Origin of the sequence: Rhizobium sp. WYJ-E13, assembly GCF_018987265.1 — a bacterium.
Lineage (GTDB): Bacteria > Pseudomonadota > Alphaproteobacteria > Rhizobiales > Rhizobiaceae > Rhizobium.
On sequence record NZ_CP076853.1, the window covers coordinates 3,624,162 to 3,648,838 of the forward strand.

General features: G+C 60.4%; 19 protein-coding genes. 7 read left to right on the forward strand and 12 right to left on the reverse strand.

Annotated features, from left to right (window positions below; translation table 11 throughout):
* Positions 1 to 20: 20 nt before the first annotated feature.
* A complete protein-coding gene (gene hemA / locus KQ933_RS18060) occupies positions 21 to 1,235 on the reverse strand; it encodes a 5-aminolevulinate synthase (RefSeq protein WP_216756135.1) in 1,215 nt (404 codons plus the stop codon).
* A 344-nt stretch (positions 1,236 to 1,579) separates the two neighbouring features.
* Between hemA and KQ933_RS18065 the strand changes: the two genes are divergently transcribed.
* The 3 genes from KQ933_RS18065 (at position 1,580) to KQ933_RS18075 (ending at position 10,223) form a co-directional block, all read left to right on the forward strand.
* Positions 1,580 to 1,834: a YMGG-like glycine zipper-containing protein gene (locus KQ933_RS18065; RefSeq protein WP_183734325.1), complete on the forward strand. Its 255-nt coding sequence runs from the start codon at positions 1,580 to 1,582 to the stop codon at positions 1,832 to 1,834.
* A gap of 173 nt (positions 1,835 to 2,007) precedes the next feature.
* Positions 2,008 to 3,933 carry an autotransporter assembly complex family protein gene (locus KQ933_RS18070; protein WP_216756136.1) on the forward strand — a complete coding sequence of 642 codons (1,926 nt, stop codon included), beginning with the start codon at positions 2,008 to 2,010 and terminating at the stop codon, positions 3,931 to 3,933.
* A 182-nt stretch (positions 3,934 to 4,115) separates the two neighbouring features.
* On the forward strand, positions 4,116 to 10,223 hold the full coding sequence (locus KQ933_RS18075) for a translocation/assembly module TamB domain-containing protein (protein ID WP_216756137.1): 6,108 nt from the start codon (positions 4,116 to 4,118) through the stop codon (positions 10,221 to 10,223).
* A 23-nt stretch (positions 10,224 to 10,246) separates the two neighbouring features.
* Here KQ933_RS18075 and KQ933_RS18080 read toward each other — a convergent pair whose 3' ends face one another.
* Positions 10,247 to 10,675 carry an Lrp/AsnC family transcriptional regulator gene (locus tag KQ933_RS18080; RefSeq protein ID WP_183734327.1) on the reverse strand — a complete coding sequence of 143 codons (429 nt, stop codon included), beginning with the start codon at positions 10,673 to 10,675 and terminating at the stop codon, positions 10,247 to 10,249.
* Between the two features lie 131 nt (positions 10,676 to 10,806).
* Between KQ933_RS18080 and rocF the strand changes: the two genes are divergently transcribed.
* The 4 genes from rocF to KQ933_RS18100 all read left to right on the forward strand — a co-directional run bounded on the left by rocF (position 10,807) and on the right by KQ933_RS18100 (position 13,775).
* Positions 10,807 to 11,742, forward strand: a complete 936-nt coding sequence (gene rocF / locus KQ933_RS18085; protein WP_216756138.1) for an arginase — start codon at positions 10,807 to 10,809, stop codon at positions 11,740 to 11,742.
* A gap of 13 nt (positions 11,743 to 11,755) precedes the next feature.
* Positions 11,756 to 12,955, forward strand: a complete 1,200-nt coding sequence (gene rocD, locus KQ933_RS18090; protein WP_216756139.1) for an ornithine--oxo-acid transaminase — start codon at positions 11,756 to 11,758, stop codon at positions 12,953 to 12,955.
* An 80-nt stretch (positions 12,956 to 13,035) separates the two neighbouring features.
* Positions 13,036 to 13,299, forward strand: coding sequence for a hypothetical protein (locus KQ933_RS18095; RefSeq protein ID WP_216756140.1), 264 nt, complete (start codon positions 13,036 to 13,038; stop codon positions 13,297 to 13,299).
* Positions 13,299 to 13,775 (forward strand): chemotaxis protein CheW, encoded by a 477-nt coding sequence (locus tag KQ933_RS18100; RefSeq protein ID WP_183734330.1) that lies wholly within the window; start codon positions 13,299 to 13,301, stop codon positions 13,773 to 13,775. The genes KQ933_RS18095 and KQ933_RS18100 overlap by 1 nt, the downstream gene beginning before the upstream one ends.
* Positions 13,776 to 13,997: 222 nt before the next feature.
* On the opposite strand, the gene KQ933_RS18105 is transcribed toward KQ933_RS18100, so the two are convergent.
* The 10 genes from KQ933_RS18105 to soxR form a co-directional block, all read right to left on the reverse strand.
* Positions 13,998 to 15,656, reverse strand: coding sequence for an OFA family MFS transporter (locus KQ933_RS18105; RefSeq protein WP_216756141.1), 1,659 nt, complete (start codon positions 15,654 to 15,656; stop codon positions 13,998 to 14,000).
* A gap of 93 nt (positions 15,657 to 15,749) precedes the next feature.
* Entirely contained in the window at positions 15,750 to 15,995 is a 246-nt protein-coding gene (locus KQ933_RS18110) for a formate dehydrogenase subunit delta (protein WP_216756142.1), read from the reverse strand.
* Positions 15,985 to 16,812 (reverse strand): formate dehydrogenase accessory sulfurtransferase FdhD, encoded by an 828-nt coding sequence (gene fdhD / locus KQ933_RS18115; protein ID WP_216756143.1) that lies wholly within the window; start codon positions 16,810 to 16,812, stop codon positions 15,985 to 15,987. Before fdhD ends, KQ933_RS18110 begins: the two co-directional genes overlap by 11 nt.
* Entirely contained in the window at positions 16,812 to 19,691 is a 2,880-nt protein-coding gene (fdhF, locus tag KQ933_RS18120) for a formate dehydrogenase subunit alpha (RefSeq protein WP_216756144.1), read from the reverse strand. Before fdhF ends, fdhD begins: the two co-directional genes overlap by 1 nt.
* Positions 19,692 to 19,694: 3 nt before the next feature.
* Positions 19,695 to 21,251, reverse strand: a complete 1,557-nt coding sequence (locus KQ933_RS18125; protein WP_216756145.1) for an NADH-quinone oxidoreductase subunit NuoF — start codon at positions 21,249 to 21,251, stop codon at positions 19,695 to 19,697.
* Positions 21,248 to 21,727 carry a formate dehydrogenase subunit gamma gene (locus KQ933_RS18130; protein WP_216756146.1) on the reverse strand — a complete coding sequence of 160 codons (480 nt, stop codon included), beginning with the start codon at positions 21,725 to 21,727 and terminating at the stop codon, positions 21,248 to 21,250. The genes KQ933_RS18125 and KQ933_RS18130 overlap by 4 nt, the downstream gene beginning before the upstream one ends.
* Positions 21,728 to 21,862: 135 nt before the next feature.
* Positions 21,863 to 22,756, reverse strand: a complete 894-nt coding sequence (locus KQ933_RS18135; RefSeq protein ID WP_183734337.1) for a LysR family transcriptional regulator — start codon at positions 22,754 to 22,756, stop codon at positions 21,863 to 21,865.
* Positions 22,757 to 22,829: 73 nt separating this feature from the next.
* Positions 22,830 to 23,171, reverse strand: a complete 342-nt coding sequence (locus KQ933_RS18140) for a helix-turn-helix transcriptional regulator (RefSeq protein ID WP_216756147.1) — start codon at positions 23,169 to 23,171, stop codon at positions 22,830 to 22,832.
* A gap of 101 nt (positions 23,172 to 23,272) precedes the next feature.
* Entirely contained in the window at positions 23,273 to 24,043 is a 771-nt protein-coding gene (locus KQ933_RS18145) for an SDR family NAD(P)-dependent oxidoreductase (RefSeq protein ID WP_216756148.1), read from the reverse strand.
* 91 nt (positions 24,044 to 24,134) lie between these two features.
* Positions 24,135 to 24,599 carry a redox-sensitive transcriptional activator SoxR gene (gene soxR, locus KQ933_RS18150; RefSeq protein ID WP_183734340.1) on the reverse strand — a complete coding sequence of 155 codons (465 nt, stop codon included), beginning with the start codon at positions 24,597 to 24,599 and terminating at the stop codon, positions 24,135 to 24,137.
* Positions 24,600 to 24,677: the final 78 nt, after the last annotated feature.

Consider the following 24,677-nt stretch of genomic DNA (forward strand, 5'->3'; position numbering starts at 1 on the left):
AAAAATCAGGCGACGTGACATCAAGCGACGTGACGGGCCAGCGCGCAGCGCGACCAGAGCGAATGCAGGGCCCCGACGAGATGCTCGATATCGGCATCCGAATGCAGCGGCGTCGGCGTGATGCGCAGGCGCTCGGTCTTCTTCGGCACCGTCGGATAGTTGATCGGCTGCACATAGACGCCAAAATTGTCGAGCAGCAGATCCGAGATCCACTTGCACTTGGCGGCATCGCCAACCATGACGGGGACGATATGGCTGGGGTTCGGCATGTGCGGAATGCCCTGTTGGTCAAGCAGCATGCGCAGCTTTCGCACGCGGTCCTGATGGCGCGCGCGCTCGAAGGGGCTTGCCTTGAGATGCCGGATCGACGCGACCGAGCCGGCAGCGAGAGCCGGCGGCAGCGACGTCGTGAAGATGAAGCCCGACGCAAAAGAGCGGATGAAATCGCAAAGCGCGGTGGAAGCCGCGATATAACCGCCCATGACGCCGAACGCCTTGGCAAGCGTGCCTTCGATGACGGTGATGCGATCCATCAAGCCTTCGCGCTCGGCAATGCCGCCACCGCGCGGACCGTACATACCGACGGCATGCACTTCATCGAGATAAGTCATCGCGCCATACTTGTCGGCGAGATCGCAGATTTCCTTGATCGGCGCGATATCGCCATCCATCGAATAGACGGATTCGAAGGCGATGAGCTTCGGTGCCTTGGGATCGGCAGCAGCCAGCTTGGCTTCGAGGTCGGCGACGTCATTGTGCTTCCAGATGACCTTCTCGCACTTGGCATAGCGGATGCCCTCGATCATCGAGGCATGGTTGAAAGCATCGGAAAAGATGATGAGGCCGGGGATTTTGGCGCCGAGCGTGCCGAGCGCTGCCCAGTTGGAAACGTAGCCGGATGTGAAGGTCAGCGCGGCTTCCTTGCCATGCAGATCGGCGAGTTCCTGCTCGAGCAGAACATGGTGGTGGTTGGTGCCAGAGATATTCCGGGTGCCTCCCGCACCCGCGCCACAGTGATCGATGGCGTCTTTCATCGCCTCGATCACCTTGGGGTGTTGGCCCATGCCGAGATAATCGTTGGAGCACCAGACGGTCACTTCCTGTTCGCCATCAGCCGTGTGGCGGGTCGCACGCGGAAAGTTACCGCGATGGCGCTCCAGGTCGGCAAAAACGCGGTAACGGCCCTCCGTGTGAAGCCCGTCCAGCTCGCTTTTGAAAAACGCTTCGAAATCCATCATATGCTCCAGTTCGTACGGCTGTTTTCTTGCTGAGACGGCAACCGTACGTCAACCCTTGGTCCCTGCTTTACCATCAACTGCGGCAAAAGGCGCAGACTTTTGAATGATTCCAGATAAAAAATATGCGAGCCGTGGTCAGCGAATTTGATCGACGTCAATTCCGGTAAAAAATTCTCGAAACTCCTGCTTTTAATCGTGGAAAGAAACCCGCGCCTTACGAAAAAAGGTTCGTCGATGGTGGACAAGCCCTTCTTGCGACATAATTTCCGGGCTAGCCTGAGAAAAAACAGGTTAGGGACGACGTCCGCCCGCTGGGGCGCCAAAAACCTCGGAGAGAAGAGATGAAAAGAGTCCTCGTATTCGCATTGATCGGCCTTTCGATCGCAAGCTGTACACCCACACAGCAAGGCGCCGGCATCGGCGCAGCGTCGGGTGCCGTTATCGGCGGCGTGGTCACCGGCGACGTGCGCGGCGCGGCAGTCGGCGCAGCGATTGGCGGCGTTTCGGGCGCGTTGATCGGCAGGGTCGCAGAGCAACCTGGCCAATGCTATTATCGGGACCGGTATGGTCGCCGCTACATTGATGATTGCCGCTGAGATCTGCAATCAGAATGGGAAAAACGGAAATCCCGGACCCTCGTCCGGGATTTTTTTGTACTAAATTAGTGCGTCAGCAGTTTAAATTGGTACACGTGACGGGATTTTGCCGCTAAGCTTATTGTCGGCTGGGCAACGCAGAGCTTCATTTTAATGTAACCCAAAAGCGGCGGATGCGGATTAGAGGGACGGGCCTGAGAACTGGTATTGCGTATCGAGCAGGCGCCATTTTGGTGGTCGCAGCGGCGACTGCATTTTCACCCATCCTCGTGAGCAAAGCTTACGCATTCAAGCTTTTTGGCATCACCATATTCGGCAAGGATGAGGATGAGAACCTGCAGGTGCCCGATCCCGTGCGCTATGACGTCGACCTCGAAGCCGGGGCAGCCGATAGCGACCTGAAGGAGTCGCTGGAGAACAGCTCTCGCCTTATCGGCGATAAGAATCGTCCGGTTTCAGGCGATCTGGGTGTCGTCGTGAAAGCCCGCGACGACCGCGACAGGCTGATCGCCACACTCTACGAAAAGGCGCGCTATGGTGGCGTGGTGACGATCACCATCGGCGGTCGCAACATTGACGACCTGCCGCCGAATCCGACCTTCGACCGCTCCAAACCCGTCCCGGTCAAGGTGGACATCGCGCCCGGCCCTGTATTTACCGTGAATGAGGTTCAGTTCGGTGGCGATGCCGCGCACCGCAATCCCGCCGACTACGATCTCGCTCCGGGTGAGCAGGCAGGTTCGCTTGCGATCATCAAGGCCGGAGATACGATCGTCGACCAATTGAAGAGCGAGGGCAGACCCTTCGCCAAACTGACCGAGCGCCGCGTGGTCGCCGACCACAGCAACAATACCGTCGATATCGTTCTCGCTGCCGAAGGCGGCCCGGTTGCCCCGATCGGCGATGTCGGCGTCACAGGCGAAAAGATGGTCAAGCCGGAATTCATCCAGCGTTATTCGCGCCTGCAGAAGGGCGAAGCCTATTCGCCGGAGGCGCTGAGGAAAGCAGGTGAACGCCTGCGCGCGCTTGGCGTCTTCTCAAGCGTCACGATCCACGGGGGCGACGCACTTGCTGCCGATGGTACTTTGCCCATGACGATCGAGGTTTCCGAAGGCAAGCGGCGTTACCTCGGCATTGGCGCGCAATATTCGACGATCGACGGTTTCGGCGTCAACGGCTACTGGGGTCATCGCAATCTGTTCGGCGGGGCCGAATCGCTGCGCATCGAAGGCGCCGTCTCACGCCTCGGCGAAGCATCCGACCTCGGCGATCTCGATTATTCCGCCGGTATCCTCTTCACGAAGCCGGGCTTCATCCATCCATCCGCTACGCTGAAGGCCGGCATCGTCGCCAAGACCGAAAATCCTGATGCTTATAATGCGAAGCTCATTACCGCCTCGCTTGGCCTCTCCTATGAATTGACGGATCAGGACACCATCTCCGCTGCCGGCGAGGTGAGCTTCGAGAATGATGACGACGCCTTCGGCAACAACAACTATCTGACCTTCACACTGCCGATCACCTACGACCGCGACGCCCGCGACGACAAATACAATCCGACGGCGGGCTACCACGCCACGCTGTCGGCAAAGCCGGGCTATGAGTTCATGAATGGCACGGTCTATTCGGCCTTCGAGGGCTCGATATCAGGCTATCTCGGCCTCGGCACCGAAGACGGCATCGTCCTTGCCGCCAAGCTCGCGGCCGGTACGCTGATCGGCGGCGACGGCGTTCAGGATATTCCCGCTACCCAGCGTTTCTTCGCCGGCGGCGGCGGTTCGGTGCGCGGCTACGGATACCAGGAAATCTCACCCTATAACGAAAACGGCGATGAGACCGGCGGCCGCTCTTATGTGACCGCCTCCTTCGAGGCGCGCGTCAAGATCACCGATACGATCGGCATCGTACCCTTCATCGATGTCGGTACGGTTTCGGACAGCATCGCGCCCGATTTCTCCGATATCAGGGCCGGTGCGGGAGCCGGTATCCGTTATGCAACACCTTTCGGCCCTCTTCGGCTTGATTTCGCCGTACCTTTGAACAAGTACGACGGTGGGACGGATTATGGAATTTATGCCGGCATAGGCCAGTCGTTCTAAAGCATGTCGCGCAAAAGTGTACAGCGGTTTTGCGACAACGACATGCGTAAAAATAAAGACCTAAAGCGCGGCAAGCGGATCTAAAAGATCGCGACGCGCTTTAGGCCATTCATTACAGGAAGGCCGATTTCACAGTGTTCCAACCTGTGAGCTGTCATGAAAACGGGATAGTGTCCGCGCTTATGAAAATGTTGGCGAAAATCATGAACTGGATGATACGGCTGCTTGGCTATGGCCTCGGTGCGGCGATCATCCTCGCGGTCATTGCGCTGGCGATCTTCGGCTTCACCTCCTTCGGCGCACGTATCATCACCGAAAATGTCGCCGCCACGCTTTCCAATCGCGACATGACGATCACAGTGCGCGAACCGGAAGCGCTGCTGACCGGCGGCTTACGCGCAGCCGAGATTACCTTGTCTGACACACGCGGCACCTTCGCGGAAATTCGCGGCATTGCCATCGACTGGAACCCCCTGGCGCTGCTAACCGGCACCTTCCACGCCAAACAGGTCTCGGTCGCCTCTATCGACATGCGCCGCCCGCCGGTGCGAACCCTGCCGTCCAAACCGGTGGCCCCGGGCGAAGAAACCAGCGGCGGTTTCCGCCTGCCGCTGAGGATCGATATCGAACATATCGCCTTGCCCAATATCTCTCTTGCCGCGCCGCTGACCGGCCGCGCCTTCTCGCTTGCCGCGACGGGCAACCTCCAGGCCGATGGCGATGGCGGCGAAGCGCTTGTTAACGTCAACCGCCATCAGGTTCCCGACGCAAAACTCTCCGCCGCCGTCGCCTTCACCCCGGCAAACGGTCATCTGCGGCTGAACGCCCAGCTTGCCGAACCGCAGGGGGGCCTGCTCGCCGGTTTCCTCGGCCTGCCCGGCAGCCCGGCCGTCAATATCGCGCTGAACGGCGAAGGGCCGATTTCCGATTGGAACGGCAAGCTGCAGGCTGCCCTCGATGGCCAGCAACGAGCTGCGCTGGAGGGCAAGCACGCGATCACCCCCGACGGCTTGCATCATCTCGACCTCAAGGGCGGTGGCGATGTCAGCTCGCTGCTTCCCATGACATTCAGGCCGCTTTTTGCTGGCCAGACGAATATCGATGTCTCCGCTACCTTCGACAATCACGGCAAGATCGATATCCAGACCGGCAATCTCGCGACCGGCAGCGTCGTCATGGCCGCATCCGGCACGCTCGATCCCGCCGGCAACAATAGCCTGAACGCCAATGTCCTCGGCACCTCCGGTCCAGTCGATTTCCGCTGGCCGCTCGCCGATGGCGAAGCGCGTTTCATGATTTCAGGCCTCAATCTGGCGATGACCGGACAGGCCCAGGCGGTGCGCATCAACGCCAGCGGATCGCTGGATTCCGCCACGATGCCGCAGGCCGATATCGGCAACGTCAAACTGACGGCCAAGAGCGATGCCTTCAATCTCGCCAATGGCGCCGGCGATATCCAGTTGCGCCTCGTTGCCGGAGACGCGACCTTCACCGAGCCCAATCTCAACCGCGCGGTTCGAGGACCTGTCACGCTCGTCGCTCCGCTTCAGATTTCGCGTAACGGTATCGGTTTCAACGGCACGACCATCGAAAGCGCCAATATCGGCGCCGATCTCAACGGCTCCTATCGCCTGGCTGACAGCATGCTGACCGGCAATGCGAAATTTACCGTGCAGCCCGCCGCCCTGCCGCCGGCTGTAGCTGGAAAGTTCGATGCGCCGATCGATCTCGAAACCCAGATTGCCGGAACGATCCCGTCCAAGGTGACGCTTTCGAACATCGTTTTGAAATCGCCGTCCATCGAGGCGGCCGGCAATGTCGCGCTCGACGACGACATACTGACGGCCGATCTCACCGGCAAACTTCCCGATATCGGCAGGCTGCTGTCAGGCACGAGCGGCGGGGCCGATTACAGCATCAAGGCGAGTGGCACCCTTCCCGCTCTTGCTCTGACCGCAAACGTGAAAGCCGCCAGCCTGCAGATGGCCGATCGTACGCTCGGCGATCTGAATATCGACCTGACCGGCACCGCCGATCCTGCCGCTCCACAGGGGAAGATTGCCGCCACCGGCACGATCGACGGGCAGCCGATCGGCATCAATGGCGATGTCAGGTCCGAAAACGGAACGATCTCCATCCCCGCGCTGACGGCCGATGTTGGCGGCAATCGCCTGTCGGGCAAACTCACGCTTTCGCCAGGCATGACGCCGGCGGGCGCACTGACATTCGACTTTCCGGATATCAGTCTGCTTGCCGCCCTCGGCGGCCAGAAGGCGGAAGGTGACCTCAAGGGGTCCATCGACATTACCGGCGATGATGGCAAGATCGCACTCAAGGTCGCCGCCAATGGCAGCGGCATCCGCCGCAACACGCTGACGATCCTCAAGCCGACAGTGGATGTTACCGTCAGCGACCTCATGGCCTTTGCGGCTAATGGCACTGTGCGTGCAGACGAGTTCGGCTTCGGGACCAACAAACTCACCGGCATCGCCCTCGACTTCGCACAGGAGCAGACCCGCACAGATTTCAATCTGGACGCGGGCTACGACGGCAATCCGCTGCAGGCGGCCGGCAACGTGCAGTCGGCAGGCGGCATGATCGACCTCAGCCTCGATCGCTTCATTGCAAAGCCGCGCAACATCCCGGTCGAACTCGCCTCACCCGCAAAGGTCAACGTCACAAACGGTGTTGCCAGCCTGACCGGCCTGACCGTCAAGACCGGCAATGGCTCGGTCGCGGTCACGGGCTCGGCCGGCGAGACACTGAAGCTCGATGCCGTCATCACCGACTTGCCCGCAAGCCTCGCCAACAGCTTCGTCCCCAATCTTGCCGCCGACGGCACGATTTCCGGAACGGTCAATGTGACCGGGACGCCGGCCGCCCCCACCGTCAATTTCAAGCTTGACTGGAAGAATGCGGCCACCAGCCATACAAAGGGCGCCAGCATCGCGCCTCTCGGCATCACGACGTCAGGCACCTTCGCCGACAAAAAGCTGAATTTCGATGGCGGCATCAGCGGCGCCGACGGCCTTTCCCTGAAGGCGGCGGGCGACGTCGGCCTCGCCGATCCGAACGGCCCGACACTCAATATCGACGCCGATATCGTCAGTCTGCCTGCAAAGATCGCCAATGGCTTCGTCCCCGATCTCGCCGCCGAAGGCACCGTTTCGGGAACGGTCAAGGCAACGGGTACGCCCGCGGCACCGGCTGCCGATTTCAAGCTGAACTGGAAAGGCGCCGCGACAAGCCAGACAAAGAACGCCGGACTTGGCGGCCTTTCGCTCAATGCATCCGGCCGGTTTGCGGATAACAAGCTCGATTTCGATACCGCACTCGCCGGCAAGGGTGGGCTATCACTGAAAGCGCGCGGCAATGTCGCCGTTACCGGAAACACAATCGACAACGTCAAGATTGACGCCGAACTTGCGAATCTTCCCGCCAATATCGCCAATAGTTTCGTGAAAGATCTCGACGCCGGTGGGATCATCTCCGGCACTGCGTCGGCATCCGGGACGCTGGCCGCACCGGCTGCGGATTTCAAACTCACCTGGCAGGACGCCGCGACGCGGCACACCAAAACCACCGGTCTGACCGGTTTGGACCTTGCGGCAACCGGGCATTTCGCCGACCAGAAACTCGATTTCGATGCCAACCTCAGCGGATCGAAAGCCCTGTCGCTAAAGGCGACAGGCAATGTCGAACTTGCGGGAACGACGGTTCGCAATCTCAAGGTCGATGCCGATCTTGCCAATCTTCCGGCCGGCCTTGCCAACGGTTTCGTTCCCGATCTCGGCGCTGAAGGCACGATTTCCGGCAAGGCATCCGCCTCCGGCTCGCTGCCGGCGCCGGCTGTCACCTTCGATCTTGCCTGGGCGAATGCGGCGACGCGCCAAACAAAAAGCAACGGCCTTAGAGATCTGTCCGCCAGGGCCACCGGCAAATATGAAAACAACAGGGTCGATTTCGATGCCAATCTCGGTAGCGGTAATGGCGCACTTTTGAAGGCGACCGGTGGCGTCACGATCGACGGCGCTGCCATTCGCGATCTCGCCGTCAACGCTGATATTGCCGGCCTGCCCGCAAACCTCGCCAACGGCTTTGTGCCCGATCTCGGGGCCGAAGGCACGATCTCCGGTACCGCTGTCACCTCGGGCACGCCGACAGAACCGGTGGTCGATTTCAAGGTCGACTGGACGAATGCGGCAACGCGCCACACCAAGACCGCTGGTCTTTCCGGTCTGGCGATTACCGCTTCGGGCAAATATGTCGGCAACCGCCTGGATTTCGACGCCAATCTGAATGGCAAAGGCGGCGTCTCACTGAAGGCCGCCGGCAATCTCGCCCTCGCCGGCACGACGATCCAAGCCATTGATGCGAAGGCCGATATCATCAATCTGCCGGCTGCCGTCGCCAATGGGTTCGTTCCGGATATTGGAGCCGGAGGCATCATTACTGCGACGGCCACGGCTTCCGGTTCGCTCGCCGCGCCATCGGCCGAGTTCAACATCGACTGGAAAAACGCCGAAACGAAACAGACTAGGACCGCTGGTCTGTCTGGCCTGACGCTCGCCGCTTCCGGCAAGCTCAGCAAGAACCGGCTGGATTTCTACGCCAATCTCAATGGCAACGGCGGTGTTTCGCTGAAGGCCGTGGGCAATCTCGATATTTCAGGCATGACCATAAAGGGCGTCAACGCTAAGGCCGATGTCACCAATCTGCCGGCTGCCGTCGCCAACGGGTTCGTTCCGAACCTTGGGGCCGAAGGCGCTATCACGGCGACAGCCACGGCCTCGGGATCGCTTCCCCTTCCCTCGGTCGATTTTAAGGTCGACTGGAAGAATGCCGAAACGAGCCAGACGAAGAGCGCAGGCCTTGCCCCGCTCACCCTCGGCGCAAGCGGCAAGCTTGCCGACAACAGGCTGACGGTCGACACCAGTCTTGCCGGCGACGGCGGATTATCGCTGAAAGGCGGCGGTACTCTCGCAATGACGGGCAACCACGCCATGTCGATGCGCTTCAACGGCAGCCTTCCCTTCGCAGTTCTCGGCGCACAACTCGCTCAGCAGGGTCTCGTCGCCGAAGGCGTCGCCAATGTGAATCTCGAGGTCGGCGGCACGACGGCGGCACCCGTCATCAACGGAACGGTCACGACGGATGGCGCAAAGCTGATCGACGTGCGCCGCAACCTCGCGCTCGAAGGCCTTGGCGCGACCATTACCTTCAACGGCCAGCAGGCCTTCATTTCTCGGCTGAACGGCAGGCTTGCAAGCGGCGGCTCGATCTCGGCGAGCGGCTCGGTCGGCATCAGCGGCAGTTTCCCCGCCGATCTTGCCATCCGCCTGGACCGCGCGGTCTATGTCGACGGCACGCTGGTTGTCGCAACGGTCGACGGTACGCTTGGCCTGAGGGGACCGCTGCTTTCCAATCCTACGCTTGATGGCAAGCTTCACATCGACAAGGCTTCGATCACCGTGCCCGAGAGGCTGCCGACATCGCTGCGTGAAATCGATATCCGCCATATCCACGCGCCCCCCGCCGTGCTTGCCCAACTCAGAGACAATGCTCAGCAGCAGCCGCGGGAAAAATCTTCGACCATTATGCTCGATATCCAGCTCGATGCGCCCTCGCAGATCTTCGTGCGCGGCCGCGGCATCGATGCAGAGGTCGGCGGCAACATTACGATCCGCGGCTCGGCTGCGGCGCCTGAAGTTGTCGGCGCCTTCACCATGCGCCGCGGCCGTCTGACGATCCTCAACCGCCGCCTCGATTTCTCCGATCGCAGCCGTATCACCTTTGCCGGTGACCTGACACCTGCCCTCGACATGGAGGCCGCCTCGACCTCGGGCTCCACGACGCTCACGGTGGATGTCGCGGGGCTTGCGACCGATCCGGCTATTACCTTCTCCTCCTCGCCTGCGCTGCCGCAGGACGAGGTGCTCGCCCAGTTGATCTTCGGGCAGTCCATGTCCCGACTGTCGCCGGTGCAGATCGCCCAGCTAGCCGATGCCGTCAGCCAGCTCGCCGGCAATCGCTCCACTTCACTCTTTGAAGGGCTACGCAACCAGCTTGGTGTCGATGACCTTGACATCAGTACCGACGAGAAGGGCAGGACCAGCGTCAGCGTCGGCCGTTACCTCAACGAACGCACCTATTTCGAGCTGCAGCAGGGCGGAGAGGCCGGCGCCAAGGCAATCATCAATCTTGATGTCGGCCGCGGCGTGAAACTGCGCGGCGCCGCCGGTGGTAATGGCGCGGGTGAAGCCGGCATCGTCTACGAGCGTGAATATTGAGGGCTTGGAAGATTGCGGGCGGCCTAGAAGCTCGCCTTGCTGGTCTTCAATAGAATATTGGTTTCGGTCGTGTTGATGCCGTCGAACAGGCGTATCCTGCGTAGTGTTTCATCGAAGGAGACGAGATCGCGGTCCTCGAGCTCAGCGACGAAATCCCATTTGCCGTTAGTGCTGTGAAGCGCGCGCACTTGCGGCAGACCGCGGAGCTGAGTGGCGACCTTATCGGCAAGCTTGCCATGGACTTCGATCATGACGATCGCCCGAACACCGGCGGACCGCGTCTCGTGACCAGTGCGGATGGTGAAGCCGGCAATGGTACCGTTTTCGACCATCCGGTCGATCCGCGAGGCAACCGTCGCCCGTGATGCGCCTGTCATCGCCGCAAGCGAGGAGACGGAGATTCGCGCATTGTGCCGAAGTGCGCTCAAAAGCTCGTTGTCGAGATCGTCCATGGTTTCATTTTGTCAAATTAGCCTTACCAATCTGCGCAATCATAATCCATTTCTGACACTTTTCTATCTATTTGCTGTCGCCGCTTTATCCCACTATCGGTCGAAACAGGCCTCACAACGGAGCCCTAGGAATGGAAGCACAATCACGATCTGTCACCCTCATCGGCGTTCCGCTTGAGGAAGGTTCCGGCCGCAGGGGCGCGGGCATGGGACCGACAGCATTGCGCATTGCGGGCGTCGACAAGGCGCTGATCGATCTTGGACATGACGTCGTTGACGTGGGCGACCTCAATGTCGTACCGGCAAGGGATCTTCCCAATCATGCTAAGGCGCACAATCTTCGCACTGTCGGTGCCTATACCCGCGCGCTTGAGGCGGCGACTTACGATGCCGCCAAGTCCGGCCGCTTCCCGCTGATCCTCGGCGGCGACCACAGCCTGTCCATGGGCAGCGTTTCCGGGATGGCACGATATGCCGCCGAAAAAGGCCGTCCGCTCTTCGTTCTCTGGCTCGATGCCCATTCGGACTTCAATTCACCTGAGACCTCGCCATCGGGCAATATTCACGGCATGCCAGTCGCCTTCTTCTGTGGTCTGGCGGAATTTGCCGAAATCCTGCCCAAGGATCGTCCGTTCGTCGATCCGAAGAAAGTCTTCCAGGTCGGCATTCGCTCAGTCGATGCCGCGGAACGCCAGGAAATTCGCAAGCACGGCGTCAATGTCTTCGACATGCGCTCACTCGATGAACAAGGCGTGGCCGTGATCCTCCGCCAGATCCTGGAAACGATCGAGAAGGCGAACGGCCTGCTGCATGTCAGCTTTGATGTCGATTTCCTCGATCCCGATTTTGCGCCCGGCGTCGGCACCACCGTTCCCGGCGGCGCCACGTTCCGCGAGGCACATCTCATCATGGAGATGCTGTCCGACAGCGGCCTTGTCTCCTCGCTCGATCTCGTCGAGCTCAACCCTTTCCTTGATGACCGCGGCAAGAGCGCCCGCATCATGGTGGAGATGACGGCAAGCCTGTTCGGCCGCCGCATCTTCGATCGTCCCACACGCGCCGCATAAGGGAGCACCGGCCATGAATACCTCGTCGAACCTCATCGCTACGGAACAGCGCCTTGGTGCCCATAACTATAAGCCGCTGGATGTGGTGTTGACGCGGGGGCAAGGTGTTCATGTCTGGGATACGGATGGCAAGCGCTACCTCGATTGCCTCTCGGCCTATTCCGCCGTCAACCAGGGCCATTGCCATCCGAAGATCCTTGCCGCCATGGTCGAGCAGGCAAGCCGCCTGACGCTCACTTCTCGTGCCTTTCGCAACAACCAACTCGCCTATCTCTACGAGGAACTGGCGGCGCTCACCGGCTCCCACAAGATCCTGCCGATGAATTCGGGCGCGGAAGCCGTCGAGACAGCCATCAAGGCGGTTCGCAAGTGGGGTTACGAGGTGAAGGGAGTGCCGGAAGGCAAGGCGGAGATCATCGTCTGCGCCAACAATTTTCACGGTCGCACGCTGAGCATCATCAGCTTCTCGACCGATCCCGACGCTCGCACCGGCTTCGGACCCTACACGCCCGGTTTTCGCATTATTCCCTTTGGCGACGCCGAAGCCTTTGCGGCCGCCATCAATGCCAACACCGTTGCAGCACTGATCGAGCCGATCCAGGGTGAAGCCGGTGTCATCATTCCACCGACCGGTTATTTCACCCGGGTACGCGGACTCTGCACAGCAAACAACGTCACGCTCATCCTCGATGAGATCCAGACCGGCCTCGGCCGCACCGGCAAGCTGCTTGCCGAAGAGCATGAAGGCATCGAAGCCGACGTCACGCTGATCGGCAAGGCGCTTTCCGGCGGCTTCTACCCGGTCTCCGCCGTGCTTTCGAATTCGGAAGTCCTGGGCGTGCTCAAGCCCGGCCAGCACGGCTCGACCTTCGGCGGCAATCCGCTCGCCTGTGCGGTTGCCCGCACGGCCCTAAAAGTGTTGACCGAAGAAGGAATGATTGAGAACGCCGAGATGATGGGCGACTATTTCCTCGAAGGTCTGCGCTCCATCCGCTCCAATATCGTCAAGGACGTGCGCGGCCGCGGCCTTATGCTGGCGGTCGAACTGGAGCCGGAGGCCGGCGGCGCCCGACAATATTGTTACGCCCTGAAGGATCGCGGTCTGCTCGCCAAGGATACGCACGACCACACGATTCGCTTCGCGCCGCCGCTGGTCATCACCAGGGAACAGGTGGATTGGGCGGTAGAGCAGATCGAAAAAACCCTCACCTGAAGTAAAGTAAAACGGCGATCGTCGAATCCCCGCTCGAACAATCGACCGGGCTCGCGGAAATCAACAAGGCCGTCAACATCATGGATCAGGGCACGCAGCAGAATGCCACCATGGTGGAAGAGACGACGGCAGCAAGCGCCCGACTTTCGTCCGAGACTGAAAACCTTCGCAATCTCGTCTCACAGTTTAGATTTGGGCAACACTCTTCCGCTAATGTCGTCGGTAACCCTAACGATGCTTCGCCAAGTGCAAAGTCATCGCGTGGTGTGAAGGCAAAGCTCGTCCGCGCCAATGGTGGCGCATCCGCTTCTGCCCTGGCTTATGACAGTTGGGAAGAATTCTAATGGCCACGATCAACTCTACTAGCTTCAGCGGCGACACGCTCGAAATCATTGCCTTCCGCCTCCACGATCAGGAATTCTGCGTGAAGACCACGACTATCCGCGAAATCCGCGGCTGGGCGCCGTCGACGCCCATCCCGCACTCCCCGGCAGACGTCATCGGTGTCATGAACCTGCGCGGTTCGGTCATCCCGATCATCGACCTCGCCTACAAGCTCGGCATGAAGGGCACTGTTGCCAACGAGCGCAGCGCCATTGTCGTCGCCGAGGTGCACAATATGGTCATCGGCATGCTGGTCGACCGCGTTTCCGACATCCTGACGATTTCTTCCAGCCAGGTGCAGCCTGTTCCGGAAGTGACGGCGTCCTTCGACCGAGCCTTCTGTGAAGGGATCATCGCTTCCGAAAACGGCATGATCTGTTTCCTGAACCTCGCAAAGATGTTCAAGGAAAACGAGACGGACGAGCTGGCGGCCTGATCGCCTCACGACACGACACGAACGAGGAACCGCCTCCACAAGGGCGGTTTTTTGTTGTTCAAGCTCAGGCGGCCCCTGAGCCGGCGTGAACCCAGCTTCGTCGAGCTTTGTAGGATGGTTCCTGCAGTGAATTTACCCTCCAAAAACCGGGCGGCAAGCACGCTTCCGCCCGGTCTCCGATCACTCCAGTCTCTCCACAACTCCCGCGAGGGAGCTTCTTTTTTAGCCGAACAATGCCAAGGTCGCCCTCAGCGTCACCCAGACGCCCCAGAGCAGCGGAATGCCAACCACCGCCCAGGCAAGCGCCGCCTTAACATCGAGACCGCCTGTACCGATGCCAAACGAACCGGTCGGCCCGGCATTGGCAGCGGCAGTCTTTGCTTGAAGGGCGGCGACCTCATTGTCTGACATGAACCATTTGTCGGCGAGCGGCCGCACAAACGCATTGGCGATCAGGCCGAGCGCCAGCATGCAGGCGAGGATATACATCGTGCCCGTATAGAGCGCCGGTCCAGGCGCCACGCCGGCAGCGATCTGCGCTTCACGGATATAGTTGACGACCACGGGACCGACGATGCCGGCAGTCGCCCACGCCGTCAGCAGACGGCCGTGAATTGCGCCGACGAACTGCGTGCCGAAGATATCCGCCAGATAAGCGGGGATAGTCGCGAAGCCGCCACCATACATCGACAGGATGATGCCGAAGGCAAGCACGAAGAGCGCCTTGTTGCCCATATCCGCGAGCGTCGGTGCGGCGGCATAGAGCACGATTCCCAGGATGAAGAAGGTGTAATAGGTATTCTTGCGGCCGATCTTGTCGGACAGAGAGGCCCAGAAGAACCGTCCGCCGATGTTGAAGAGCGACAGCAGACCGGCAAAGCCGGCAGCAATCGTCGCGATCGACGCCTTCTGACCGGCGTCAAGCTGCGCGAAACCGACATCCGGCAAGCCGATCAGCGAACCGGCGAAGATTTCCTGGAGCATCGGCGAAGCCATGCCGAGAACGCCGATACCCGCCGAGACGTTGAGGCAGAGCACCGCCCAGATGAGCCAGAACTGCTTTGTCTTGTGCGCGTCCCGCAGGTGAACATGTCTGGTGGTAATCATCGTGCTCTTGGCGGCAGGCGGGGTCCAGCCTTCCGGACGCCAGCCGGCCGGCGGAATACGGTAGCCGAATGCGCCGCCGATCATGAAAACGAAATAGATGGCCGCCATGACGATGAAGGTCTGCCAGACGCCGACGGACGTATCCGTCTTGAAGGTGTTCATCAGGAGGTTGGCCAGCGGAGCACCGATCATCGCGCCACCGCCGAAACCCATGATCGCCATGCCGGTCGCCATGCCGCGCCGGTCAGGGAACCATTTGATCAGCGTCGAAACCGGCGAGATATAGCCGAGACCGAGGCCGATGCCGCCGATCACGCCCGCACCAACCCACATCATCCAGAGCTGATGCGTGATGACGCCGAAAGCGGCGATGATAATGCCGCCGCACCAGCAGCAGGCCGAGACGACACCCGCCTTGCGCGGGCCGACACGCTCCAGCCAGCCGCCCCAGATGGCGGCGGACGAACCGAGCAGCACGAAGAACAGCGTATAGATCCAGCCAAGGTCGGCAACGCGCCAATCGCAGCTGGTGGTAAAGAGTGCCGACGCCAGCGTCAGGTCGGGGCAGACGGTGGATGCCGTAATGCCGAGGGATTTCGACAGCGGCAGCCAGAAGACGCTGAAACCATAGGCCATGCCGATGCAAAGATGGATGGCGAGCGCCGCCGGCGGCACGAGCCACCGATTGAAGCCTGGCCTTGCGATGATCCTTTCGCGATCCAGCAGGCCCACACCTGCCAGAACATCGCCTGCACTTGTATCCGCTGCAGTCATGAACGACTCCTCCTTAATTCAGACCTTGCTGTCACAGGTGCATGTGCAGGCGGGTTGATCCCCGTCTCCCCTCTTTCACGCACCGATGTTCGTTTAACGAAGCGACTGTTCTGCCGGCTCCGGTTTGTGGATCAAGGGAACGGCCTGCAGCACGAGCGCATCTAGGCCGTTGTCCTCCTTCTCCAGAATTTCGAAGAGTTGCCGCCGCATGCGCGGTTCCCAGAATTTGTTGATATGGGTCGCGACCCCCTGCGCAGCCTCACTCTCGGGCTGGGTCTTGAAGAAGGTTGCGATCTGGTTTGCCATGTAGACAAGTTTGGTCTTGGTATCATGCGACATCGGCAATGCTTCCGGGCGACAGGCGGTGCGGGTGGGTGAAAATCTCGAAATCCTCGCCGCGCACGAGGGCGACAAGCGTCATGCCGGCTTCCTCGGCAGTGCGGATGGCAAGTGCCGTCGGCGCGGAAATGGCGATCAGTACGGGCGCACCAAGGATCGCCGTCTTCTGGACCATTTCGACGGAGAGGCGGCTGGTAACGGCGACGGCGCCTGACGCGCCCATAGTGCCGGCTCTGATGACGGCTCCGCAGAGCTTGTCGAGTGCATTGTGCCGGCCGACATCCTCACGCACGGCGATCAACCCCTTGCCGGGAACATAGAAGCCAGCCCCATGAACTGCCCGCGTCTCGCGATGCAGTGGCTGGGAATCGTTGAGCAGTGCGATCGCCTGCACGATATCGGCATGCGACAGCGACAGCCCCGCCTTGGAAACGTCGGGCACCTTGCGAACTGCCTGCTCGATCGATTCGATACCGCAGAGGCCGCAGCCGACAGGTCCCGCCATGCTGCGTCGACGCCTCCTCAGCGTATCCTCGACATCATCGAGAAGCGTCACCTGGACATCGATGCCCTTCTCATCCTCGATGAGCTCGATCCCGGCGACCTGGCTGCGGTCGGTGATGATGCCTTCCGTCAGGCTGAAACCGACAGCAAAATCCTCGAGATCGGCAGGCGTGCCCATCATGACCGCATGCGAACTGCCGCCATAGGAAAAGGCGATCGGTACCTCCTCGGGCACGATACGCTCGCCCCGCGTCATGATGCCGCCCTTCCGGGCGACCTCCGTCACGGCCGTGCGGGTCGACCTTTCCGTCATTATTCGGCGGCCTCCATCTTGCCGACGACACGGCGAGACTGGCGAGCCTGTTCATCATACTCGATCTGCCAGTCGGAGGGCCCGTTGGATGGCGAGACCTGCACCGCCGTCACCTTGTATTCCGGGCAGTTCGTCGCCCAGTCGGAGAAGTCGGTTGTGATGACGTTTGCCTGCGTATCCGGATGATGGAAGGTTGTATAGACGACGCCGGGCGCCACGCGATCGGTGATCAACGCGCGAAGCGTCGTATCGCCCGAGCGGCTGCCGAGCTTTACCCAGTCGCCATCGCGGATGCCGCGCTGCTCGGCATCATGCGGGTGGATCTCCAGCCTGTCTTCGGAATGCCAGACGACATTGTCGGTGCGGCGCGTCTGCGCCCCGACATTGTACTGGCTGAGAATACGCCCGGTCGTGAGAAGCAGCGGGAAGCGCGGACCGGTGCGCTCGTCGGTCGCCACATATTCCGTACGGATGAACTTGCCCTTGCCGCGTACGAACCCGTCCACATGCATGATCGGCGAGCCGAGCGGATGCGCCTCGTTGCAGGGCCACTGAACCGAGCCCATCTTTTCGAGATAGTCGTAAGAAACCGAAGCGAAGCTCGGCGTCGTAGCGGCAATCTCGTCCATGATTTCGGACGGATGCTCATAATGCCAGTCTAGGCCCATGGCCCGGGCGAGCGTCTGCGTCACTTCCCAATCCGCATAGCCATTGCGCGGCGTCATTACCTTGCGCACACGGTTAATGCGGCGCTCGGCATTGGTGAACGTACCGTCCTTTTCCAGGAAGGTGGAACCCGGCAGGAAGACATGGGCATAATTCGCTGTTTCGTTCAGGAAGAGATCCTGCACGACGACGCATTCCATAGCGGCAAGGCCGGCGGCCACATGCTTGGTATCCGGATCGGACTGCAGAATGTCTTCACCCTGAATGTAGATCCCCTTGAAGGAACCATCGACGGCAGCATCCAGCATGTTCGGGATGCGCAAACCCGGCTCGTTGTTGATCTTCACGCCCCAGAGCTTTTCGAAGATATCGCGCGTTGCATCGTCGGAGATATGACGATAGCCCGGAAGTTCGTGTGGGAAGGAGCCCATGTCGCACGAACCCTGCACATTGTTCTGGCCGCGCAGCGGGTTCACGCCGACACCCGGACGACCGATGTTGCCGGTCGCCATTGCGAGGTTGGCGATCGCCATGACGGTCGTCGAACCCTGACTGTGTTCGGTCACGCCGAGGCCGTAATAGATGGCGCCGTTCCCGCCGGTCGCATAAAGCCGGGCAGCACCACGCACGTCTTCCGGCTTGACACCGGTGAATTTCTCGACGGCTTCAGGGCTATGCTGCGGCTCAGCCACGAAAGCTGCCCAATCTTCGAATTCCGACCAGTCGCAACGCTCGCGGATGAATTTCTCGTCGTACAGGCCTTCGGTCACGATCACATGCGCCAGCGCCGTCATAACAGCGACATTGGTGCCGGGTTTCAGCGGCAGGTGGAAGGATGCTTCGACATGCGGCGAGCGGACGATATCGATGCGGCGCGGATCGATGACAACAAGTTTGGCGCCCTGTCGCAGGCGCTTCTTCAGGCGCGAAGCGAAGACGGGGTGCCCATCGGTCGGATTGGCGCCGATTATGACGACCACATCGGACTGCTCGACGCTGTCAAAATTCTGCGTGCCGGCAGAGGTCCCGAAAGCCTGGCCGAGACCATAACCTGTCGGCGAATGGCAGACGCGGGCGCAGGTATCGACATTATTGTTGCCGAAGCCGGCGCGAACCAGCTTCTGGACAAGATAAGTCTCTTCATTGGTGCAGCGGGACGATGTGATACCGCCGATCGCTTCGCGGCCATATTGATACTGGATGCGGCGGAACTCGGAAGCGACATGTGCATAGGCCTCGTCCCACGTGACCTCACGCCAGGGATCTGTCACTTTTTCACGGATCATCGGATTGAGGATACGGTCCTTGTGCGTCGAGTAGCCGTAGGCGAAGCGGCCTTTGACGCAGGAGTGACCGCGATTGGCCTGCCCGTCCTTCCACGGCACCATGCGCACCAGTTCCTCGCCGCGCATTTCCGCCTTGAAGGAACAGCCGACGCCGCAATAGGCGCAGGTGGTAACAACCGAATGTTCCGGCTGGCCGATGCGGATGACCGATTTTTCCGTCAGCGTCGCGGTCGGACAGGCCTGTACGCAGGCGCCGCAGGATACGCATTCGGAATCAACGAAATGCTCATGCATGCCTGGTGAAACGCTCGAACTGAAACCGCGCCCTTCGATCGTCAGCGCAAAGGTGCCCTGCACCTCCTCGCAGGCGCGCACACAGCGGGAGCAGACGATGCACTTCGACGGATCAAAGGTGAAGTACGGATTGGACTCGTCCTTCGGCATCCATTTCAGATTGATCTCATCATTGTTGCGAGCCTTGACGTGGTTGTCGCCCTCATAGCCGTAACGCACGTCGCGAAGACCAACGGCGCCTGCCATATCCTGTAGTTCGCAGTCACCGTTGGCAGCGCAGGTCAGACAGTCGAGCGGATGGTCGGAGATATAGAGCTCCATGACGCCGCGGCGGATATTCTTCAGGCGCTCGGTCTGCGTATGGACGACGATGCCGGAGGCCACCGGCGTGGTGCAGGAGGCAGGCGTTCCGTTGCGTCCGTCGATCTCGATGAGACAGAGGCGGCAGGAACCGAAGGCATCGATCATATCGGTTGCGCAGAGTTTCGGCACCTCGATGCCGGCCTCCATGGAGGCGCGCATGATCGACGTTCCCTCGGGGACAGTCACCTGCCGGCCGTCGATGGTCAGCGTCACCATCGTTTCGGATTTCGAGGCCGGCGTTCCGTAATCGATTTCGTGAACAAGAGACATGGTCTATTCCGCCGCTTCTGTGAGAGGGACCGGAGCAAAATCTTCGGGAAAGTGTGTCATGGCGCTCATGACTGGATAGGGAGTGAAGCCGCCGAGCGCGCAGAGCGAACCGAATTTCATCGTATTGCAGAGATCGGCGAGCAGCTCGCGGTTCTTTTCCGGCTCGATCCCCTTCGCGATCTTGTCGGCCGTTTCGACGCCGCGTGTCGAGCCGATGCGGCAGGGCGTGCACTTGCCGCAGCTTTCCACCGCGCAGAACTCCATCGCAAAGCGAGCTTGCTTCAACATATCGGCCGTATCGTCGAAGACGACGAGGCCGGCATGGCCGATCAGCCCGTCCTTGGCAGCAAAGGCTTCATAGTCGAAAGCTGTATCGAAGAGCGCCCGCGGGAAATAGGCACCAAGCGGGCCGCCCACCTGTACCGCCTTTACCGGCCGGCCGGATGCGGTGCCGCCGCCGATATCATCGACGATATCGCCGAGCGACAGGCCGAAGGCGGTTTCATAGAGACCGCGATATTTCACATTGCCGGCGATCTGCAGCGGAATGGTGCCACGTGACCGGCCCATGCCGAAATCGCGATAGAAGGCGGCACCCTTGTCCATGATCACAGGCACAGAAGCTAGCGAGATCACGTTATTGATGACCGTCGGACAGTCAAACAGGCCCTTATGCGCCGGCAGCGGCGGCTTCGCGCGGACGACACCCCGCTTGCCTTCAAGGCTGTTCAGCAGCGCCGTCTCCTCGCCGCAGACATAGGCGCCTGCACCCGTGCGGATCTCCATGTCGAATGCCTTGCCGGAACCGAGCACCGAGGTGCCGAGAATGCCGGCCCTGCGGGCGACCCCCACCGCCTCTGTCATCGTGGCGATGGCGTGCGGGTATTCCGAGCGCGTATAGACGAAGCCCTTCGTGGCGTCGGTCGCAAGGCCTGATATCACCATGCCTTCGATGAGCACGAAGGGATCGCCTTCCATAATCATCCGGTCGGCGAAGGTACCGCTGTCGCCCTCATCTGCATTGCAGACGATATATTTGCGCGAACCCGCCGCATCGAGCACCGTTTTCCACTTGATGCCGGTCGGAAAGCCGGCACCGCCACGACCGCGAAGGCCGGAATCGGTAACTTCTTTGACGACATCGGCAGGCTGCATCGACACCGCGCGGCGAAGACCCGCAAGCCCGCCATGGGCTTCATAGTCCTCAAGCGAAAGCGGATCGGTAATGCCGCAGCGGGCAAAGGTGAGACGGGTCTGGCCTTTCAGGAACGGGAGGTCCTCGACCTCCCCGAGACAGAGCGCATGCGCGCCGCCGCCTATCAATCCCGCATCGAACAGACCGGCGACATCCTTCTCCTTGACCGGCCCATAGCCGATCCGCTTACCGGAGATCTCGACCTCGACCAGCGGTTCCAGCCAGAACATTCCGCGCGAGCCGTTGCGCACGATAGTCGCATCGAGGCCGCGGGCAGCGATCTCCTGGGTAATCGCCTTTGCCACCTTTTCGGCCCCGAGCGAGAGCGCTGCGGCATCGCGCGGAACATAAATCTTCACAGTCATCGGCGCGCCTCCTCGATGAGTTCGGTCGCCAATTCGTCATCGACCCGGCCATGCACCTCGCCATCGAACATGGCGGCCGGCGCGCAGGCACAGAGACCGAGACAGTAGACCGGCTCCAGGGTCACGCTGCCATCGAGAGTCGTCTGGTGGAAATCGATGCCGAGCAGGGTCTTGATACGTTCGGCCAATGCATCGCCACCCATCGACTGGCAGGCTTCGGCGCGACAGAGTCTCAGCACGTGCCGACCGGCAGGATGATTTCGATAATCATGGTAGAAGGTTACGACCCCGTGAACCTCGGCGCGGGAAAGATTGAGCTCGTCGGCGATGACCGGTAGGGCCTCCTGCGGCACGTAACCGAACTGGTCCTGGACCTCATGCAGAATGGGGAGCAGTGGGCCTTCGAGGGATCGAAGATCAGCGACGATCGAACGGATACGCCCGGCTATATCGCCCTCGGCGATACGTATATTCATCAGCAGCCTCCCTTCGGCTTACGCATTCCCTGAAAACCGCAAAACTCCCCATGTCATTGCGATTTCCACAGAACTGTCTCAGGGAAGCAGGGTGCAATCAATAAAGCAGTCTCGTTGCTCGATAGTTTTTTCCTATCAAAGTTCTGCGTCTTCAACGAGTGTTCTTGCTTCATGCAACAAAGCGGAGACAAGCGGCGTAAAGGGTTCACGATAGGGAGCAACCAGGCCAACGAGATGGTGCGCCTCCGGCTCGACGATTGGGATCATTCGGATCTCCACAGGAAAGCCAAATGATTTCGCGACGTTACGTGGCATGATGCTCGCCCAGCGGCCGGTCCGTACATGCGAAAAAAGCACAATCATCGAGTTGGATTCAAGCGTCGGATGCACTGTCGCACCGGCTTCGGTCAAATGTCGGTTGATGATACGCCGATTCTGCATGTCGGCCGTCAATAGGCAAAGCCGAAGATCGCCTACCTCACGCCATGTCACACTCTCGCGATCCGAGAGCGGGCTGCCGGCGGCGGTGATCAGATTGTAGCGCTCCGCATAAAGCGGGACCGAGGTGACGCGCCCAAGCGGCTCGTTTTCCAGATAGGTGATGCCGGCATCGATCTCGAGGTTTTCGAGCATGCTCAGCACCTGCAGCGAATTGCGCGAGACGATGGAGAAGGTGACGTCGGGATGCCGCTCCTGGAAGGGCGTTGTGATTCGCGACAACATGGCGAGCGCGGTCGGAATGGAAGCCAGACGCAGATGGCCCGAGAGACCTTTGCGGGCGGCGCGCATTTCCTCGCGCATGGTGCGTGTGTCGCCGACGATACGCCGCGCCCATTCGAGCACGCGCTGCCCTTCCGGCGTCAATCCTTGAAAGCGAGAGCCGCGCTGCACCAGCATGACGCCGAGTTGATCCTCGAGCTGGCGAATGGCGGCCGAAAGCGTTGGTTGGGAGACGCCACATTCCTCTGCCGCACGGCCGAAATGTTTTTCGTTGGCGAGCGCAATGAAGAATTCCAGCTTGTCGATCATCCGGCCTCCCTGCCGAATTCGAGACGAGGCCTATTTTTGCGGCTTGTCCACCGCTTCGCAAGAGCCGTGGGCTCTAACTTTTCTCGGCAACAGGAAAGAGACTGAAAAGTGATTCGAGGAAAGCCAGAACGCTTTCGTTACCTGTGCTGTAATAGACGAGCCGTCCTTCGCGCCGCGTATTGACGAGACCTTCGAGCCTCAACCGGGCAAGCTGCTGGGACACCATAGCCTGCTGTATACCCAGGATATCCTCGATTTCGCCGACCGTCTTTTCCCCTTCCGACAGGATGCAAAGGATGAGCAACCGGGTCTGATGGGCTAGCGCCTTCAGGAGATCACTCGCCTCGTGGGCTTTGTTAGCAAGCTTCTGCAAGTCCTGGCCAGTCATGCCCGGCTTCGGTTTAGGCAATGGCATTTGCTTCTCGGAAGGAGGTAATAAGGTAGATCAGTACACTATCATATTCGCAGAAGCGAATTGGTCAATTGTCATGAAGTACCAAAAAAAGTCCAACCAAATCAGCAAATAAGCTGACCACCGTTGATCTCCAGGACTTGACCTGTGATGTAGCCGGAGAGTGAAGGGGCCGCCAGGAAGAGATAGGCAGGCGCGCAATCCTCCGCTGTTCCAAGCCGCTGCAGCGGGATAGACTTACGAGTCTGCTCCAGTTTTTCGCGAGATGAATAGCGTGCATGGAAATCGGTATCGATCGTTCCGGGCGAGACGCAATTGACCCTTATACCGTCAGGCGCGAGCTCCCGGGCAAGCGCCTTCGAATAGGTCGCAACGAAAGCCTTCGATGCGGAGTAGATCGCCGAACCAGGGCTTCCGCCGGTCAGCGCCGAAATCGAAACCGTGTTGACGATGGCAGCACCTTGCGCCGCCCGCAGCGCCGGAAGCAGAGCGCGCGTCAACTCCACCACCGACGTCTGGTTGAGGCGCACGATGGTCTCGTACTCGGCATCGGTGAGCTCTCCGGCCAGAAAGCGGCCATGCATGGTACCGGCATTGTTGACCAGCACATGCAGCGCATCGAAGAATTCAAGCGCCTCCTCCGCAAACTTTGCCGCCCCGCGCGGATGCAGGAAATCTGCCGGCAGCAGCAGCGCCCGCCGCTCCGATTCGGCTGTCAGCAGAAAATCCGGCAGTTCGCGCTCCCCATCACGCCCGATATGAACGAGTACGCGCGCCCCGCAATCCAGAAACTGTCGGGCAATTTCCAGGCCGATACCGCGGCCGCCCCCCGTGACGACGACATTGCGGTTCTCGAACAGTTTGGGATGAAACACGAAGCTCTCCTCCTTGCGAGCGGCCGGTCCCGCTGCTTGCACTACCAGGGCCTAACATATGCGGCCATCAGCCAAAAGAAAGCCCGAAGGTCTAAGCACCCGGGTCCAGAAGCCGCGCACCGGCGCCTTGCCTGCCGAGAACGTCGAAGGGATTGCGCAATGGACAGGCGTCGATGGAGAGGCAGCCACAGCCAATACAGCTCGTCAGATGGTCGCGCAGCAGGCTCAGCCGCTTGATGCGGGCATCGAGATCATCTTTCCAGAGCGCCGACAGCCTCTGCCAATCCTCGACTGTCGGCGTACGGCTCTGCGGCAGGGTTTCGAACGCAGTCTGGATTTCGGCAAGCGGGATGCCGACGCGTTGCGCCACCTTGATGATGCCGAGACGCCGTAGTACGTCGCGGCCGTAGCGGCGCTGGTTGCCGCGGGTGCGGATGCTGGAGATCAGCCCCTTCGTCTCATAGAAATGAAGGGCAGAAACAGCAAGCCCGCTTCGCTCTGCCACCTCGCCCACCGTCAGGAGCTTGCTCAACGAGAATGTCGAATTCTGCTGCATGGCCTATTGACCTCAATGTTAGTTGAGGTTTTATAGACTGCGCTCCCGAGGCCGTAAAGGCGATACGAGAAGGAGCAA